We start from the raw sequence: 16,573 nt of genomic DNA, 5'->3' as shown, positions 1-16,573 counted from the left end.
GTGACGAGCACCACCGAGACCGAAGGCCGCGTGTACGACGTCGCCGGCCAGGACTGGGACGAACTGGTCGAGGCCGTGACGGACTCGGCCGAAGAGCGCCTGGTCATCAACATGGGCCCGCAGCACCCGTCCACGCACGGCGTGCTCCGGCTCGTGCTGACCCTCGACGGCGAGACGGTGACCGAAGCCCGCACGGTGATCGGTTACCTGCACACCGGCATCGAGAAGAACATGGAATTCCGGACGTGGACCCAGGGGGTCACGTTCGTCACACGCATGGACTACCTGTCGCCGATCTTCAACGAGACGGCGTACTGCCTGGGCGTGGAGAAGCTCCTCGGCATCACCGACAGGATCCCGGATCGGGCTCAGGCCATCCGGGTGCTGATGATGGAGCTCAACCGCATCTCGTCGCACCTCGTGGCGATCGCGACGTTCGGCCTCGAGCTGGGCGCCACGACGCCGATGCTTTTCGGCTTCCGCGAGCGCGAGATGATCCTCGACCTGTTCGAGTACATCACCGGCCTGCGGATGAACATGGCCTACGTGCGGCCGGGCGGCGTGAGCGTCGACCTGCCCGCGGGCGCCGTGGACAAGATCGGCGAGTTCCTCAAGGTCATGCCGTCGAGGATCAAGGAGATGCGCAAGCTCCTCGACGCCAACCCGGTCTACACCCGCAGGACCAAGGACGTCGCCTACCTCGACCTCACCGGCTGCATGGCGCTCGGCATCACCGGGCCGATCCTGCGGGCGGCGGGCCTGCCCTGGGACCTGCGCAAGTCGCAGCCGTACTCGGGCTACGAGACCTACGAGTTCAACGTGCCGACGGAGACCTCCTGCGACGTGTACGGCCGCTATCTCGTCCGCGTGGCCGAGATGGAGGAGTCGCTCAAGATCATAGAGCAGGCGCTCGACCGGCTCCAGGGCCCGCTGAAGAACGGCCCAGTCATGATCGAGGACAAGAAGATCGGCTGGCCGGCGCAGCTGGCGCTCGGCCCCGACGGCTTCGGCAACTCACCTGACCACATCGCGCACATCATGGGCAGCTCGATGGAAGCCCTGATCCACCACTTCAAGCTGGTGACCGAGGGCTTCCGCGTGCCGGCCGGCCAGGTCTACTCGGCGGTCGAGTCGCCCCGCGGGGAGCTCGGCGCGCACGTGGTCAGCGACGGGGGGACGCGCCCGTACCGGGTGCACTTCCGCGACCCGTCCTTCACGAACCTGCAGGCGGTGCCCGCGACCTGCGAGGGCGGCATGATCGCCGACGTCATCTCGGCCGTCGCCTCGATCGACCCCGTCATGGGAGGTGTGGACCGGTGACGTACTCACCTGAGGTCCGTGAGCGTCTGGAGACGGACGCCAAGGAGATCATCGGCCGCTACCCCAAGCCGCGGTCGGCCTTGCTGCCGCTGCTGCACCTCGTGCAGTCGGAGGACGGCTACGTGTCCGACGACGGCCAGGAGTTCTGCGCCGAGATCCTGGGCCTGTCCAAGGCCGAAGTGGTCGGCGTCGCGACCTTCTACACGATGTACAAGCGCAAGCCGTCCGGCGAGTACAACGTCGGCGTCTGCATCAACGCGCTGTGCGCGGTCATGGGCGGCGACCAGATCTGGTCCGAGCTCAGCGAGCACGCCGGGGTCGGCCACAACGAGACCACCGAGGACGGCAAGGTCACGCTGGAGCGGCTGGAGTGCAACGCCGCCTGCGACTTCGCGCCGGTGATGATGGTCAACTGGGAGTTCTTCGACAACCAGACTCCCGAGTCGGCCAAGCAGCTCGTCGACGACCTGCGGGCCGGCAAGAACGTCGTGCCGACGCGCGGACCGGGCAGGCTGTGCTCCTTCAAGGACGCCTCCCGGGTCCTGGCCGGCTTCCCCGACGGCCTCGCCGGCGACGGCCCGGCTGCGGCCGGCCCCTCGCTCGAAGGCCTGAAGCTCGCCAGGGCGAAGGGCTGGGAGGCCCCCGCGAGCGACGCAGACACGAATGAGGAGCGGTGAGCGACCGATGACACAGCTGACGCCGGTCCTGACCAACAACTGGGACGTGCCGAACGCGTTCACCCTGGACGGCTACGGCGAGTACACCGCGGCCAAGAAGGCGCTGACGACCATCGAGCCGGACGCCGTCATCCAGATGGTGAAGGACTCGGGTCTTCGCGGACGCGGCGGCGCGGGCTTCCCGACCGGCATGAAGTGGGGATTCATCCCGCAGAACGACGGCAAGCCGCACTACCTCGTGGTGAACGCCGACGAGTCGGAGCCGGGGACCTGCAAGGACATCCCGCTGATGATGGCCAACCCGCACTCGCTGATCGAGGGCGTCATCATCACCGCCTACGCCATCAGGGCCAACTACGCGTTCATCTACGTGCGCGGCGAGGTGCTCCACGTGATCCGCCGGATCCAGGCGGCCGTGCGCGAGGCGTACGAGAAGGGCTACCTCGGAACGAACATCCTCGGCTCGGGCTTCGACCTGGAGCTGGTGGTGCACAGCGGCGCCGGCGCGTACATCTGCGGCGAGGAGACGGCGCTGCTCGACTCGCTGGAGGGCTACCGCGGCCAGCCGCGGCTCAAGCCGCCGTTCCCGGCGGTCGCCGGCCTGTACGCCTCCCCGACGGTGGTCAACAACGTCGAGTCGATCGCCAGCGTGCCGAGCATCGTGTCCATGGGCGCCGACTGGTTCGCCGGGATGGGCACCGAGAAGTCCAAGGGCTTCGGCATCTTCTCGCTGTCCGGCCACGTGACCCGGCCGGGGCAGTACGAGGCCCCGCTCGGCATCACGCTGCGCGAGCTGCTCGACATGGCCGGCGGCATCCGCCAGGGCCACGAGCTCAAGTTCTGGACGCCCGGCGGCTCCTCCACCGCGATCTTCACGGCGGAGCACCTCGACGTGCCGCTCGACTTCGAGTCGGTCAGCGCCAATGGCTCCCTGCTCGGCACCCGGGCGCTGCAGATCTTCGACGAGACGACGTGCGTGGTCCGTACCGTCCTGCGCTGGACGGAGTTCTACGCGCACGAGTCGTGCGGCAAGTGCACCCCCTGCCGCGAAGGCACCTACTGGCTCAAGCAGGTGCTCAAGCGCCTGGAGAAGGGCCAGGGCACCGAGGACGACCTTTCGACCATCACCGACATCGCCGACAACATCCTGGGCCGCTCGTTCTGTGCCCTGGGCGACGGCGCGACGAGCCCGATCCACTCGTCGGTGAAGCACTTCCGCGAGGAATACCTCAAGCACTTCGAGATCGGCGGCTGCCCGTTCGATCCCGCCGCGTCAACTGTGTGGGGTAAGGCATGACAGTACAGACAACCTCGGCGGGGCCGGTCGAGCAGCCGGTCGACCTTGTCACGCTCACCATCGACGGCTTCCAGGTCAGCGTCCCGAAGGGCACCCTGATCATCCGGGCGGCCGAGCTGCTTGGCATCCAGGTTCCGAGGTTCTGCGACCACCCGCTGCTCGACCCGGCGGCCAACTGCCGCCAGTGCTTGGTGGACATCCCCGACGCGGGCAACGGCAGGGGCTTCCCCAAGCCGCAGCCGTCCTGCGCCATCGAGGTCGCCGGGGGCATGGTCGTTCAGACCCAGCTCACCTCTCCCGTCGCGGAGAAGGCGCAGCGGGGCGTCATGGAGATGCTGCTTCTGAACCACCCGCTCGACTGCCCCGTCTGCGACAAGGGCGGCGAGTGCCCCCTGCAGAACCAGGCCATGTCGGCCGGGCAGGGCGAGAGCCGGTTCGAGGAGGAGAAGCGGCACTTCGAGAAGCCGATCGCGCTGTCGACCGAGGTGCTGCTCGACCGCGAGCGCTGCATCCAGTGCGCGCGGTGCATCCGCTTCTCCGACCAGATCGCCGGCGACCCGCTGATCGACTTCTTCGACCGCGGGGCCAAGGAGCAGGTGGGCGTCGCCGACGGCGAGCCGTTCCAGTCCTACTTCTCCGGCAACACGGTCCAGATCTGCCCGGTGGGCGCGCTGACGGGCGCCGCCTACCGGTTCCGCTCCCGGCCGTTCGACCTGGTGTCGACGCCGAGCGCCTGCGAGCACTGCGCCTCCGGCTGCGCCCAGCGCACCGACCACCGGCGCGGCAAGGTCACTCGCCGCCTGGCCGGTGACGACCCGCAGGTCAACGAGGAGTGGAACTGCGACAAGGGCCGCTGGGCCTTCCAGTACGCCACGCAGCCCGACCGGCTCAAGTCGCCGCTGATCCGCGACGAGGAGGGCAAGCTCGTCCCGGCCTCCTGGCCCGAGGCGCTCGCCGCCGCCGCCGAGGGGCTCGCGCGGGCCCGCGGCAAGGCCGGTGTGCTGGTCGGAGGCCGCCTCACGGTCGAGGACGCCTACGCCTACAGCAAGTTCGCCAGGATCGCCCTGGAGACCAACGACATCGACTTCCGCGCCCGGCCGCACTCCGAGGAGGAGGCGAGGTTCCTCGCTCACGCGATCGCGGGCAAGGGCATCGAGGTCTCCTACGCCGACCTGGAGAAGGCCCCGGCCGTGCTCCTCGCGGGCTTCGAGCCCGAGGAGGAGTCGCCCATCGTCTTCCTGCGCCTGCGCAAGGCCGCCAGGAAGAAGGGCCTGAAGGTCCACGCGCTTGCGCCGTTCGCGACGCCCGGCCTGGCCAAGATGAAGGGCTCGCTGATCCGCACGGCGCCCGGCGCCGAGGCCGAGGTGCTCGGCGAGCTCGTCGCCTCCGGCGCCGACCTGCTGCCCGCCGGTTCGATCATCCTCGCCGGCGAGCGCCTGGCCACCGCCGAGGGCGCCTTCTCCGCTCTCGTACGGCTCTCGCAGGCGACCGGCGCGAAGATCGCCTGGGTGCCGAGGCGGGCCGGTGAGCGCGGCGCGCTCGAGGCGGGCGCCCTGCCCGGCCTCCTGCCGATCGGCCGGCCGGTGGACGACGAGGCCGCCAGGGGAGAGGTCGCCAGGGCCTGGAACGTCTCGGCCCTGCCCGCCACTCCCGGCCGGGACACCGCGGGGATCATCGACGCGGCTCTGAACGGCCGGCTGGACGCGCTGGTGGTCGCGGGTGTCGACCCGTACGACCTGCCCGACCCCGCCAAGGCGCTGGCCGCCCTGGAGAACACGCCGTTCATCGTCAGCCTGGAGATCCGCGCCAGCGCGGTCACCGACCGGGCCGACGTGGTGCTGCCGGTCGCCGCCGTGGCCGAGAAGGCCGGGACGTTCGTCGACTGGGAGGGCAGGGGCCGCTCGTTCGGAGTGGCGACCGCCGTTCCGGGCGTCATGAGCGACCTGCGGGCGATCGTCTCGATCGCCGACCAGATGGACGTGCACCTGGGCCTGCCCGACGCCTCCGCCGTCCGCCGCGAGCTCGGCGCGCTCGGCTCCTGGCGGGGCACGCGCCCGGCCGCTCCTTCCGTGACCGGCGGCCTCACGGCCCACGCACCCGAGGCCGGCCAGGCCGTACTGGCCACCTGGCACCTGCTGCTCGACGAGGGCCGGCTTCAGGACGGCGAGCCGTACCTCGCCGGGACCGCCCGCCCGGCGGAGGCGCTGATCTCCGAGGCCACGGCCGCGGAGATCGGGGTGACCGACGGTGACAAGATCACCGTCGGTGACGGAGCCGTCCTGCCGGTGCGCATCGCCGACCTGCCCGACCGGGTGGTGTGGGTGCCGTCGAACTCGGCCGGCCTTTCTGTGACGCGCGACCTGCGCGCCACGGCGGGCGACGTCGTAACCATCGGGAGCGTCTCGTGAACAACCCCGCGCCCACCCTGAGTGACTTCGGCCACGATCCTCTGTGGCTGTCGATCATCAAGGCTCTCTTCATCTTCGTCTTCCTGATGCTGGGCGTGCTGTTCGGCGTGTGGACCGAGCGCAAGCTCATCTCGCGCATGCAGCACCGCTACGGCCCCAACAGGGCGGGCAAGTTCGGCCTGCTCCAGTCGGTGGCCGACGGCCTGAAGATGGGGCTGAAGGAAGACCTGATGCCCCGCACGGTGGACAAGGTCATCTACTTCCTGGCCCCGGTCATCATCGCCGTTCCGGCCTTCCTGGCCTTCTCGGTCGTTCCGTTCGGCCCGGTGGTCTCGATCTTCGGCGTGAAGACGCCGCTGCAGCTCACCGACCTGCCGGTCGCAGTGCTGCTGGTCCTGGCCACGGCCTCGATCGGCGTCTACGGCATCGTGCTCGCCGGCTGGGGCTCCCGCTCGCCGTACGCGATCCTGGGCGGTCTGCGCTCCAGCGCCCAGGTCGTGTCCTACGAGATCGCGATGGGCCTGTCGTTCGTCGCGGTGTTCCTCCAGGCGGGCACGCTGTCCACCTCGGAGATCGTCGCCAAGCAGGCGGGCGGTGGCACCTGGGACGTCTTCGGGCTGCACATCCCGACGCCGTCCTGGTACGTCTTCACGCTGCTGCCGTCGTTCCTGATCTACGCGATCACGATGCTGGGCGAGACCAACCGCGTGCCCTTCGACCTGCCCGAGGGTGAAGGCGAGCTCGTCGGCGGCTTCCACACCGAGTACTCCTCGTCGCTGAAGTTCGCGATGTTCATGCTGGCCGAGTACGTGAACGTCTTCACGGTCTCCGCCATGGCGATCACGCTGTTCCTCGGCGGCTGGCACGCGCCGTGGCCCATCTCGATCTGGGACGGGGCCAACTCCGGCTGGTGGCCGATGCTCTGGTTCTTCGGCAAGCTCGTGCTGGCGTTCGGCTTCTTCGTGTGGGTGCGCGCGTCGCTGCCCCGCATCCGCTATGACCAGCTCATGGCCTTCGGCTGGAAGGTGCTCATCCCGCTCAACCTGGGCTGGATCCTCATCTTCGCCACCCTGAAGGCCCTGCGCCTGCCCGAGGCGAACCGCTCGGCCATCCTGACGCTGGGCGCCGTGATCATCATCGGGGCGTTCGCGATCTGGCTACGCTTCGACACGGCGAACCAGCGCCGCAAGGAGGCCAAGGTCGCCCAGGTCGAGGACGAGTTCGAGCAGCTCCGCGAGGAGCCCGCGGCGGGCGGATTCCCCGTACCGCCGCTCGACCTGCCGCACTACCACGGAGTCGTGCCGGCGGCGCGTGCTCACACCGAGGCCAAGGAGGTGACCAGTGGGAGCAACTGATTGGCTGAACCCGATCAAGGGATTCGGCGTCACCTTCCACCACATGTTCAAGAAGCCGGTGACCGTCAACTATCCCGAGGAGAAGCGGCCCACGGCGCCGCGGTTCCACGGGCGTCACCAGCTGAACAGGTGGCCGGACGGTCTGGAGAAGTGCGTCGGGTGCGAGCTGTGCGCGTGGGCGTGTCCCGCCGACGCCATCTTCGTCGAGGGTGCGGACAACACCGAGACCGAGCGGTACTCGCCCGGTGAGCGGTACGGGCGCACCTACCAGATCAACTATCTGCGGTGCATCCTGTGCGGTCTGTGCATCGAGGCGTGCCCCACCCGGGCGCTCACGATGACCAACGAGTACGAGCTGGCCGACTCGAGCCGCGAATCGCTGATCTTCACCAAGGAAATGCTCCTCGCTCCGCTCGGGCCGGGAATGGAGCAGCCGCCCCACCCGATGCGCCTCGGCGAGTCCGAGGAGGACTACTACCGGTTGGGTCGTAGCAATGGGTGAATCCATCACGTTCTGGGTGCTGGCGGTCGTGTCCGTGGCCGCCGCACTCGGACTCGTCTTCAGCCGCCGGGCGGTCTACTCGGCCCTGATGCTCGGCGTCGTCATGTTCTCGCTGGCGGTGCTGTACGCCGTGCAGGACGCCCCGTTCCTGGCCGCGGTGCAGATCATCGTCTACACCGGCGCGGTCATGATGCTGTTCCTGTTCGTGCTCATGCTCGTGGGCGTGGACTCGTCGGACTCGCTGGTCGAGACGATCAGGGGACAGCGGTTCTGGGCGATCGTGGCCGGGCTGGGCTTCGCGGTCCTGCTCGGCCTCGGCATCGGCAACGCGGCTCTCACGGCGCCGGTGGGTCTGGCCGACGCGAACGCGGGCGGCAATGTGCCGGCCCTCGCCGCGCTGATCTTCACGCGCCACGTGTTCGCGTTCGAAGTGACCTCGGCCCTGCTGATCACGGCCGCGCTCGGCGCCATGGTGCTCGCCCACCGCGAGCGCACCGAGCCCAAGCCGACGCAGAAGGACCTGTCGCGGGCCCGCTTCGTGCTGTTCGGCCAGACGGGCAAGAACCCCGCTCCGCTGCCCGGGCCCGGCACCTACGCCCAGCACAACGCGATCGACATGCCGGCGATGCTGCCGGACGGCACCGTCTCGCCGCTGTCCGTCAACCGTGTCGTCGCCCGTTATGAAGCCTCCGAGGGCAAGCTGGCCCCCGAGGTCGAGCGGATCCTCCAGGAGGAGACCGTGAGCGAGCGGGCCAACGGGAACGGCGCCCGCCCGCACGGCGAGGAGGACGGCGAATGACAACCCACTACCTGGTGCTCTCCGCGCTGCTGTTCGCGATCGGCGGCGTCGGCGTGCTCGTACGGCGCAACGCCATCGTCGTGTTCATGTGCGTCGAGCTGATGCTCAACGCCTGCAACCTGGCGTTCGTCACCTTCGCCCGGCAGAACGGCAACCTCGACGGCCAGGTCATCGCGTTCTTCGTGATGATCGTCGCCGCCGCCGAAGTCGTCATCGGCCTGGCCATCATTGTGACGATCTTCCGAACCCGCAGGTCCGCGTCCGTCGACGACGCCAGCCTGCTGAAGTACTAAGAGGTGGCCGTGGAACCCGCTGAGATCATCCAGCACTCCGGTGGAGTGATCGGGGCCTCATGGCTGATGATCGCTCTGCCTCTGCTCGGAGCGGCCATCCTCCTGCTGGGCGGACGGAGGACCGACAGGTTCGGTCACCTGCTGGGCGTCGCCATGTCCGTCGCGGCGTTCGTCGTCGCGGCGCTGGCCTTCTTCCAGCTTCTGGGCTTCGCGCCCGGTGAGCGCCGGAGGGGAGTGTCGCTCTACGACCTCATTCCCGGCATCACCAAGATCGGGCTGCTGGTCGACCCTCTGTCGATCTCGTTCTGCCTGCTGATCACGTTTGTCGGATCCCTGATCCACATCTACTCGATCGGCTACATGGCGCACGACCCGGCCCGGCGGCGCTTCTTCGCCTACCTGAACCTGTTCGTGGCGGCGATGCTCCTGCTGGTGCTGGCCGACAACTACCTCGGCCTGTACGTCGGCTGGGAGGGCGTGGGCCTCGCGTCGTACCTGCTCATCGGGTTCTGGCAGCACAAGCCCTCGGCGGCCACCGCGGCCAAGAAGGCGTTCATCGTCAACCGCGTCGGCGACTTCGGCCTCGCGATCGGCATCTTCACGATCTTCGCGACGTTCCACTCCGTGTCGTACGCGGGTGTGGCCGACGGGATCGCGAAGGGCGGGTCGATCCCGTTCACGGCGATCGGCCTGCTGCTCCTCCTCGGCGCCTGCGGCAAGTCGGCCCAGCTGCCGCTGCAGTCGTGGCTCCTCGACGCCATGGAGGGCCCGACCCCGGTCTCGGCCCTCATCCACGCGGCCACCATGGTCACCGCCGGCGTCTACCTGGTGGTGCGGTCCGGCCCGATCTTCCAGGCGACCGACACCGCGCAGCTCGTGGTGACGATCGTCGGCGTGGCCACGCTGCTCGCCGGTGCGATCATCGGTACCGCCAAGGACGACATCAAGAAGGCACTCGCCGGATCGACGATGTCGCAGATCGGCTACATGATGCTGGCCGCGGGCATCGGCCCGGCAGGCTACGCGTTCGCGATCGCGCACCTGATCACGCACGGCTTCTTCAAGGCCGACATGTTCCTCGGCGCCGGTTCGGTCATGCACGCCATGAACGACGAGGTGGACATGCGGAAGTACGGCGGGCTGAGAAAGCTCATGCCGATCACTTTCGTGACGTTCTTCATCGGCTACCTGGCGATCATCGGGTTCCCGCTGCTGTCCGGTTACTTCACCAAGGACGGCATCATCGAGACCGCGGTGGAGCACAACGCGATCCTCGGCTGGCTGGCCGTGCTGGGCGCGGGCATCACCGGCTTCTACATGTCGCGCCTGGTCTTCATGACCTTCTTCGGCAAGAAGCGCTGGGAGGCCGACGCCCACCCGCACGAGTCTCCGGCCGTCATGACCTGGCCGCTGATCATCCTGTCGGTCGGTGCGGTCGTCCTGGGCGCGTTCCTGGTGCTGGGCAACCGCTTCATGATCTTCCTGGCGCCGGCCGTCGGCCGCCCGGAGGAGCTTCCGTCGTTCGCCCCGTTCAGCCCCACCGGGCTCGTCACCCTCGCGCTCGTCGCGGTCGGCGCCGGGTTCGCCTGGGTCAGGTACGGCTCCGCCGAGGTGCCCGCCGTGGCGCCCCGCGGCTCGTTCCTCACCACGTTCGCCCGGCGTGACCTGTACGGCGACGCGCTCAACGAGGCGCTGTTCATGCGCCCCGGCCAGTGGCTCACCCGCTTGGCGGTGTTCTTCGACAACCGCGGGATCGACGGCCTGGTCAACAGCCTGGCCGCCCTCATCGGCGGGACGTCGGGCCGGATGCGCAAGGTCCAGACCGGGTTCGTCCGCTCGTACGCGCTGTCGATATTCGTCGGTGCCGCCGTCCTGGTCGGTGCCTGGTTCGTCGTAGGGAACCTGTGATGCCCTGGCTTTCAATCCTGATGGGCGTGTCGGTGCTCGGCGCGCTCGGCGTGACCTTGGTCCGCAACGACAAGCTCGCCAAGCAGTTCACGCTCGGCGTGTCGCTGGTCGTGCTGGCCCTGGCCATCGCGATGGCGGTCGGGTTCAACCCCAACGGCGACAAGTTCCAGTTCGTCGAGAAGTACGTCTGGATCCGCTCCTTCGGGGTGCACTACGCGGTCGGCGTCGACGGCATCGCCCTGGTGCTGATCCTGCTGTCGGTCGTGCTGGTGCCCATCGTCGTGCTGGCCTCCTGGCATGACGCCGAGGCCGGCAAACGATCCGTGCGCACGTACTTCTCGCTGCTGCTCGTGCTCGAGGCCATGATGATCGGCGTCTTCGCGGCGACCGACGTCTTCCTCTTCTACGTGTTCTTCGAAGCCATGCTGATCCCGATGTACTTCATGATCGGATCGTACGGCGGGGCCCAGCGGTCCTACGCGGCCGTGAAGTTCCTGCTGTACTCGCTGTTCGGCGGGCTCCTGATGCTCGTGGCGGTCATCGCGCTCTACTCGATCGCCGACAAGCACACGTTCATGTTCTCCGACCTGATCGGGACCATCCAGGACGTGAACACGCAGAAGTGGCTGTTCCTCGGCTTCTTCATCGCCTTCGCGATCAAGGCTCCGCTCTGGCCGTTCCACACCTGGCTGCCCGATGCGGCGGCGCAGGCTCCAGCGGGCGCGGCGGTCCTGCTCGTCGGTGTGCTCGACAAGGTCGGCACGTACGGAATGCTCCGCTTCTGCCTCGAGCTGTTCCCCGACGCCGCGAAGTACTTCACTCCGCTGGTCATCACGCTGTCGGTGATCGGCATCGTGTACGGCGCGATCGTGGCCATCGGGCAGACCGACATGAAGCGCCTGATCGCCTACACGTCGGTCTCGCACTTCGGCTTCATCGCGATGGGCGTGTTCGCCATGACGACGAACGCCGGCGCCGGCGCGACGCTGTACATGGTCAACCACGGCTTCTCGACGGGCGCGCTGTTCCTGATCGCCGGCTTCCTGATCCACCGCCGCGGCTCGCAGTACATCGCCGACTACGGCGGCGTGCAGAAGGTCGCGCCGGTGCTCGCCGGGACGTTCCTGGTCGCGGGTCTGTCCAGCCTGTCCCTGCCGGGCCTGAGCACCTTCGTCAGCGAGTTCATGGTCCTGGTCGGCACCTACCAGCGCTATCTCGTCCCGGCGATCATCGCCACCACGGGTGTCGTCCTGGCGGCGATCTACGTCCTGTGGATGTACCAGCGCACGATGAACGGGCCCACCGCGGAGTCGGTCAAGAAGCTTCCCGACCTCAGCGTGCGGGAGAAGTGGGTCATCGCCCCGCTGCTCGCGCTGCTTCTCGTGTTCGGGTTCTATCCCAAACCGCTGCTGGACATGATCCACCCAGCAGTCAAGAGCACGCTCACCACCGTGCAGGTGAGCGATCCGGCCGCGGTCGTACCCGTTGCCAAGGAGGCCCAGTGAACGGCAACATTCCAGCGCCGACAATCGAGTACGCCCAGCTCGCGCCGATGCTGGTCGTCTTCGGCGCGGCGATCGTCGGCGTGCTCGTGGAGGCGTTCGCCCCGCGTTACCTGCGCTCGGCGATCCATCTGCCGATCACCCTGCTGTCCCTTGCCGCGGCGTTCGGCCTGACCATCTGGCAGGTGGTCAAGGGCGTGCCGACCAAGGCGGCCGCGATGGGCGCGGTCGCCGTCGACGGCCCGTCGCTGTTCATCTGGGGCACGATCCTCGTGCTCGCGTTCGTGAGCGTGCTGCTGATCAACGACGAGGACCACTTCGTCGCGGCGGCCGCCGCCGTACCGGGCTCGGCCGAGGAGGAGCAGGCCCTGCACGCCGGGGCCGGGCACACCGAGGTCTACCCGCTGGTCCTGTTCGCGGTGGGCGGCATGCTGCTGTTCCCCGCGGCCAACGACCTGCTGGTGATGTTCGTGGCCCTCGAGGTCATGTCGCTGCCGCTGTACCTGCTGTGCGGCCTGGCCCGGCGCCGCCGCCTCCTCTCGCAGGAGGCCGCGGTCAAGTACTTCCTGCTCGGCGCATTCTCCTCGGCGTTCTTCCTGTACGGCACGGCCCTGCTGTACGGCTACGCCGGCTCGGTCGACCTCGCCAAGATCAGCACGGCTCTCGGCGCCGTCGGCGGCCAGGACACCCTGCTCTACGTCGGCGCGGCGATGCTCGGCGTGGGACTGCTCTTCAAGATCGGTGGAGCTCCCTTCCAGGCATGGAAGCCGGACGTCTACCAGGGCTCACCCACCCCGATCACCGCGCTCATGGCGTCGGGCACCCTGGTGGCCGCGTTCGGCGCCCTGCTCCGGGTGTTCTGGGTGGCTCTCGGCGGTCTTGACTGGGACTGGAGCCCGGTGCTGTGGGGTGTGGCCATTCTCACAATGATCGTGGGAGCCGTCCTGGCCATCACGCAGACCGACATCAAGCGCATGCTGGCCTACTCCTCGATCGCGCACGGCGGATTCCTGCTGGTCGGCGTGGTCGCGACCGGCACCGCCGCGCAGAACTCCGCGTCGCTGTCGGCGATCCTGTTCTACCTGGTCGCCTACGGCTTCACGACCGTCGGCGCCTTCGCGATCGTGACCATGGTCAGGGACGCGGGCGGCGAGGCGTGGCACCTGTCCCGCTGGGCCGGGCTCGGCAAGCGCTCGCCCCTGCTGGCCGGCACTTTCGCCTTCTTCCTGCTCGCCTTCGCGGGAATCCCGCTGACCAGCGGTTTTTTCGGAAAGTACGCGGTCTTCCAGGCGGCGGTCTCCGGCGGGGCGCTGCCCTTGGTGATCGTGGGTGTGGTGACGTCCGCGGTGGCCGCGTTCTTCTACGTGCGCGTCATCGTGCTGATGTTCTTCAGCGACCCGGCCGCCGACGGCCCGTCCGTGGTGCTGCCGTCCCGGGGTACCGCGCTTGTCGTCGGTGTTGCGGCGTTGGCTACCGTATTCCTGGGAGTCTTCCCGCAGCCCGTGCTCGACCTGGCGCAAAACGCTGCGCACTCGTTGTTCGTCCGTTAGGAGCCCCGTTCTATGGCCGCGCCGCCCGTTGTGGACATCCCTCAGATCGACGAGCAGCTGGCCGAGGACCTAGCGAACGGCCTGGCGGCGGTGGAGAAGATGCTCCGCTCGTCCGTGGAGAGCGAGGACGCCTTCGTCACGGAGGCGTCCAAGCATCTCCTCGAGGCGGGCGGCAAGCGTTTCCGCGCCACCCTCCTGCTCCTGGCCGCGCAGTTCGGCAACCCCGACGCCCCGGGGGTCGTCCCCGGGGCCGTCGTGATCGAGCTGACCCATCTGGCCACGCTTTACCACGACGACGTGATGGACGAGGCGCCCGTACGGCGCGGCTCACCGTCGGCCAACGCCCGGTGGGACAACACCATCGCGATCCTCACCGGTGACTATCTCTTCGCGCAGGCGTCGGAGATCCTCGCCGATCTGGGCACGGAGCTCATCCGCATCCAGGCCCGCACCTTCTCCCGCCTGGTTCGCGGGCAGATCAGAGAGACGATCGGCCCCGCCGAGGGCGTCGACGCCGTCTCGCACTACATCCAGGTCCTGACCGACAAGACCGGCTCGCTGATCGCCACGTCCGGGCAGTTCGGCGCGATGCTGGCCGGGGCGCCGCCCGAGGTGATCGACCGGGTGACCGACGCCTGCGAGGCCATCGGCGTCGCCTGGCAGCTCGGCGACGACCTCATCGACGTGGCGGCGCCGACCGCCGACTCGGGCAAGACCCCGGGGACCGACCTGCGTGAGGGTGTCCGCACGCTCCCCGTGCTCTACGCCCTGGCCTCCAAGGACCCGGACGACGCCCGGTTGCGCACGCTCCTGTCCGGCCCCGTGGCCGAGGCGGACGTCGAGGAGACGCTGACGCTGCTGCGGAGCAACCCGGCGATGGACCAGGCCCATGCGGAGCTGATCCGCTGGACCAACCGCGCCAAGGCGGCCCTGGCCGGGCTGCCCGACATCCCGGCGCGGGCGGCCCTGCTCGCCCTGTGCGACTACGTGGTCGAGCGCTCCGGCTGATCAGGCTCCGCTGAGCAGATCGGCCACCGGGGCGAACGCATCGGCGAACACCGCGTTCACGGTGACGTAGGAGATCCCCAGCTCGTCCCGCCGGCGCAGGAGCGTGTCGGCCATCTCCCGGGGCGATCCGTCGAGCACCGCGAGGGAGCCCGGCCCTGCCCCGTGGAGCAGCGGGACGAGCCACGGCGGCGGGTCGTCGCCCACCAGGTGGACGTTGTGGCTCAGCTCGATCTGGCCGAACCGCGCGCCCGCCTTCTCTTCGAGCACGGCGAGGGGCCGGTGCAGGGAGTGCGGCGGGGCCGCGGGGGGGAGCGCGAACGTAACGCTGTCGGCCTCCTTCGCGGCGAGGGTCAGCATGCGTTCGCCCGCGGCGGCCAGAAGGAGGGGCGGCCCATCCTTCTGGATCGCGCCCGTGAAGCGCCTTTCACCCCCGAACGCGGCCTTCACCTCGGCGATCAGCTCTTCGATCTGCTCGATGCGTCGGCCCGCCGTGCCGTACGGCATGCCGAGCAGCCCCGCCTCCGTCTCGGCTGCTGCGCGGCCGGTTCCGACGCCCAGCTCCAGCCGTCCGCCGGAGAGGAAGTCGAGGCCGGCCAGTTCCCAGGCGAGCTGTTGCGGGCGACGGTAGGGCGCGCTGAGCACGAACGTGCCCAGGCGCAGGGTCGTGGTGGCGGTCGCGGCGGCGGTGAGGGCGAGGAGCGGGGGCAGCGTGCCGAGCGTGTCAGGGACGAGAAAGGTCGAATAGCCCTGATCCTCGGCTCGCCGGGCCAGGGCCGTCCAGCTGCCGGCGTCCGGCGCGAAACCCGCGACCACGCCGAAACGGAAGTGCTTGGTCATGGGACCGATCCTCGTCCCGGCCTGCCGCGCCGTCGTCGCCCGGCGGGAGGCGGATTCCCTACTCCCGCGGGGGTAGTGGCGTCAGACGGACTCGAGGGCGGCGGGTGCGGGCGTGGCGCGCCGTGCGGCGCGGGCGGACCGCAGGCCGTCCCATGTGAAGACGGTCAGCGCCAGCCATACGACGGCGAATCCGGCCCATCGGCTCGCCGGCATGGTCTCGTGGACGATCAGCACGCCGCACAGGAACTGCAGGACCGGTGCGATGTACTGCAGCACACCGATGACGACGAGGGGGACCCGGATCGCAGAAGCCGTGAAGGCGAGAAGCGGGACGGCGGTGACGATTCCGGAGCAGACGAGCAGGGCCGCGTGCCCGAAGCCGTGATGGCCGAACGTCGCGTTGCCGCCGGCCTGGAGGACGATCAGATATGCCAGGGCGGGCACGAGGAGCACGAGGGTCTCGACGGTCAGGCTCTCGGCACTGCCGACCTGGGCCGACTTCTTTATCAGACCATAGGTGCCGAAGCTGATCGCGAGCACGAGCGCGACCCACGGCAGCCGGCCGTAGTCGAGGGTCAAGATGATCACGGAGGCGCCGCCGAGCCCCACCGCGACCCACTGCAACGGACGCAGGCGCTCACGGAAGATCACGACCCCGAAGAGCACACTGACCAGGGGGTTGATGAAGTAGCCCAGGGCGCCTTCCACGACATGGCCGCTGTTGACGGCGTAGATGTAGGTGCCCCAGTTGACCGAGATCGTGACCGCGGCCAGCGCCAGCAGCACGAACTGGCGGCGGGTCAGCGTGCGGAACCAGGCCCAGTGGCGGCGTACGGCCAGCACCGCGATCACCGCGACCAGCGACCAGACCATCCGGTGGGCGAGGATCTCCACCGCGCCGGACGGCTTGAGCAGCGGCCAGTAGAGCGGGAACAGCCCCCACATGACGTAGGCGGCGATGCCGTACATGATCCCCCGGCGCGTTTCCTGCATGCGTGCATTTTTACTGAAAACAAGGTTTACTGCAAATAAGTATTGCTATGTCCGTTTATTAAGGCCTGCTTACGTCAGGAACAACACGACCACCCGTCTGGTTGGGACTGTCGGAGCGGATGGA

The 16,573-nt window shown here is 68.7% G+C and carries 14 protein-coding genes; 12 read left to right on the top strand and 2 right to left on the bottom strand.

Annotation, left to right across the window (positions count from 1 at the left end):
* From Pth03_RS09890 to Pth03_RS09835, 12 genes are all read left to right on the top strand, one after another.
* Positions 1-1,320, top strand: coding sequence for an NADH-quinone oxidoreductase subunit D (locus tag Pth03_RS09890; RefSeq protein WP_203943865.1), 1,320 nt, complete (start codon positions 1-3; stop codon positions 1,318-1,320).
* Positions 1,317-1,997, top strand: coding sequence for an NADH-quinone oxidoreductase subunit NuoE (gene nuoE / locus Pth03_RS09885; RefSeq protein WP_203943864.1), 681 nt, complete (start codon positions 1,317-1,319; stop codon positions 1,995-1,997). The genes Pth03_RS09890 and nuoE overlap by 4 nt, the downstream gene beginning before the upstream one ends.
* 7 nt (positions 1,998-2,004) lie before the next feature.
* Positions 2,005-3,294 carry an NADH-quinone oxidoreductase subunit NuoF gene (gene nuoF / locus Pth03_RS09880; RefSeq protein WP_203943863.1) on the top strand — a complete coding sequence of 430 codons (1,290 nt, stop codon included), beginning with the start codon at positions 2,005-2,007 and terminating at the stop codon, positions 3,292-3,294.
* Entirely contained in the window at positions 3,291-5,702 is a 2,412-nt protein-coding gene (locus Pth03_RS09875) for an NADH-quinone oxidoreductase subunit G (RefSeq protein ID WP_203943862.1), read from the top strand. Before nuoF ends, Pth03_RS09875 begins: the two co-directional genes overlap by 4 nt.
* Positions 5,699-7,057, top strand: a complete 1,359-nt coding sequence (nuoH, locus tag Pth03_RS09870; RefSeq protein WP_203943861.1) for an NADH-quinone oxidoreductase subunit NuoH — start codon at positions 5,699-5,701, stop codon at positions 7,055-7,057. Before Pth03_RS09875 ends, nuoH begins: the two co-directional genes overlap by 4 nt.
* Positions 7,044-7,559, top strand: coding sequence for an NADH-quinone oxidoreductase subunit NuoI (gene nuoI, locus Pth03_RS09865; protein WP_203943860.1), 516 nt, complete (start codon positions 7,044-7,046; stop codon positions 7,557-7,559). Before nuoH ends, nuoI begins: the two co-directional genes overlap by 14 nt.
* Positions 7,552-8,358, top strand: coding sequence for an NADH-quinone oxidoreductase subunit J (locus Pth03_RS09860; RefSeq protein ID WP_203943859.1), 807 nt, complete (start codon positions 7,552-7,554; stop codon positions 8,356-8,358). The genes nuoI and Pth03_RS09860 overlap by 8 nt, the downstream gene beginning before the upstream one ends.
* Entirely contained in the window at positions 8,355-8,651 is a 297-nt protein-coding gene (nuoK, locus tag Pth03_RS09855; RefSeq protein ID WP_036325326.1) for an NADH-quinone oxidoreductase subunit NuoK, read from the top strand. Before Pth03_RS09860 ends, nuoK begins: the two co-directional genes overlap by 4 nt.
* A gap of 66 nt (positions 8,652-8,717) precedes the next feature.
* Positions 8,718-10,559, top strand: coding sequence for an NADH-quinone oxidoreductase subunit L (gene nuoL / locus Pth03_RS09850; RefSeq protein WP_203944006.1), 1,842 nt, complete (start codon positions 8,718-8,720; stop codon positions 10,557-10,559).
* Positions 10,559-12,064, top strand: coding sequence for an NADH-quinone oxidoreductase subunit M (locus tag Pth03_RS09845; RefSeq protein WP_203943858.1), 1,506 nt, complete (start codon positions 10,559-10,561; stop codon positions 12,062-12,064). The genes nuoL and Pth03_RS09845 overlap by 1 nt, the downstream gene beginning before the upstream one ends.
* Positions 12,061-13,611, top strand: coding sequence for an NADH-quinone oxidoreductase subunit NuoN (nuoN, locus tag Pth03_RS09840; RefSeq protein WP_203943857.1), 1,551 nt, complete (start codon positions 12,061-12,063; stop codon positions 13,609-13,611). Before Pth03_RS09845 ends, nuoN begins: the two co-directional genes overlap by 4 nt.
* Before the next feature lie 12 nt (positions 13,612-13,623).
* Complete coding sequence (locus Pth03_RS09835; protein WP_203943856.1) at positions 13,624-14,619, top strand: polyprenyl synthetase family protein; 996 nt, start codon at positions 13,624-13,626, stop codon at positions 14,617-14,619.
* Here Pth03_RS09835 and Pth03_RS09830 read toward each other — a convergent pair whose 3' ends face one another.
* Together Pth03_RS09830 and rarD are read right to left on the bottom strand one after the other, a co-directional pair.
* Positions 14,620-15,456, bottom strand: a complete 837-nt coding sequence (locus tag Pth03_RS09830; protein ID WP_203943855.1) for an LLM class flavin-dependent oxidoreductase — start codon at positions 15,454-15,456, stop codon at positions 14,620-14,622. It abuts the gene before it with no gap.
* An 81-nt stretch (positions 15,457-15,537) separates the two neighbouring features.
* Complete coding sequence (gene rarD / locus Pth03_RS09825; RefSeq protein ID WP_203943854.1) at positions 15,538-16,449, bottom strand: EamA family transporter RarD; 912 nt, start codon at positions 16,447-16,449, stop codon at positions 15,538-15,540.
* Positions 16,450-16,573: the final 124 nt, after the last annotated feature.

The organism is Planotetraspora thailandica (assembly GCF_016863335.1).
In the GTDB taxonomy this organism is placed as follows: domain Bacteria; phylum Actinomycetota; class Actinomycetes; order Streptosporangiales; family Streptosporangiaceae; genus Planotetraspora; species Planotetraspora thailandica.
The sequence above is the reverse complement of the archived record's forward strand: the minus strand, read 5'-3'. Positions and strand labels throughout refer to the sequence as shown.